The organism is Streptomyces sp. SID3343, assembly GCF_009865215.1.
Lineage (GTDB): Bacteria > Actinomycetota > Actinomycetes > Streptomycetales > Streptomycetaceae > Embleya.
Map to the genome: position 1 here is coordinate 1 of NZ_WWJX01001061.1, position 1473 is coordinate 1473.

The following is a 1473-nucleotide window of genomic DNA, read 5'->3' on the forward strand; positions in this document are numbered from 1 at the left end:
CTGCCGGCCGCCGTGACGGTAGAGGCGGCGGGGGCGGTCGGGGCGGCGGGGGCGGCGGCTCCGGCCCGTGACGCGGTGCTGCTCGAATACCTGGCCGCCGCCCGGGAGGCGGTCGCGGCGCAGCGGGACGTGCTGCTGGGCTACCTGGGGGTGGCCGGCGGGGTGGCGCCGCCGGCGGCGCCGGGACTCGTGGCGTCGGGGCTGGGTGCCGTGCCGGCTGCGGCTGTCGTGGTCGACGAGCCGCCGGCCCTGGTGGCCAGGGCGCCTGCGGGCCCGGTAACCCGTGCGGACGTCCTGCGGGTGGTTCTCGACATCGTCGGCACCCGCACGGGCTACCCCGAGGACATGCTCGATCCGACCCTCGATCTGGAGGCGGACCTGTCGATCGACTCGATCAAGCGCACCGAGATCATCGGCGAACTGGCGGTACGGCTACGGCTTCCGGGTGCCGAAGGCGCCGTGGACGAGGCAGTGGTCGAGCGCCTGGCCAAGGTCAAGACGATCAACGGGATCGTCGACGACGTGGTCGGCTTCGCCTCGGGTCCGAGCGAACCGCCCGCCGAGCCGACCACCGTCGACCCGACCGCCGTCGACCCGGCCACCGTCGACCCGGCGGACGCCTGTCCCGCGCCGGCGGACGCGCCTGCCGCTCCCGCCGCCGCCCGTCCGACCCGGCACGTCGTCGAGTGCGTACCCGTGGAGGACCCGAGCGGCCCCGGATCACCCGGCTCCCTGGAAACCCCTGAGGAGGGCCCACCCGTCGCCGGCCGCCGCGTGGTGCTCGTCGAGGACGGCGCCGGCGTCGCGTGGGCGCTGACCGAACTGCTCGAAGCACACGGCGCCGAGGTCGAGTCCACTCGCCCGGGCGCGGACGTGTGCGTGGTCGAAGGCGCGGACACACTCGTGCACCTCGCGGCTCTCGGCGACGGCCAGGATCCGGTCCTGCCCGGTGCGTTCCCGTTGCTGCGCGCCGCGCTGCTCGGCGGGGTGCGCCAGGTGTTCCTGGTCACCGCAGGCGGCGGCCACTTCGGGCGCGGGCCCGGCGCCGCCAACGGCCCGGACCCGGTCCCGGGCGCGGGACTCGCGGGCTTCGCCCGGGCCGCCGCGCTCGAATTCCCGGACCGGGTCGTCCGCGTCGTGGACGTGGACCCCAAGGAGGAGCCCGAGCTGATCGCGCGCCGCCTGCTCGCCGAAGCCCGCCGAGCCGGCGGCACCGGGCAACCGGTGACGATCGGCCTGTCCGCCCAGGGCCGTCGTACGCTCCGACCGCGCCCGTCGCCGCTGTCCACCCTGGACCCGACCGACCGCGACGCGCTGCTGCGCACCCGGCTCGGCCCCGACTCGGTGGTCCTGCTCACCGGCGGCGCCCGGGGCATCACCGCGCAGGCCGCCCTCGGTCTCGCCCGGGCGACCGGCTGCCGGCTGGAACTCCTCGGCCGCACCGGCGCCGACCCGACCCCGGAGGACCCGGCG

1 pseudogene is annotated in these 1473 nt (G+C 77.1%); it reads left to right on the forward strand.

The window, feature by feature from the left end:
* Nucleotides 1-1473: pseudogene (locus GT354_RS33170) on the forward strand (type I polyketide synthase); the annotation flags it as partial.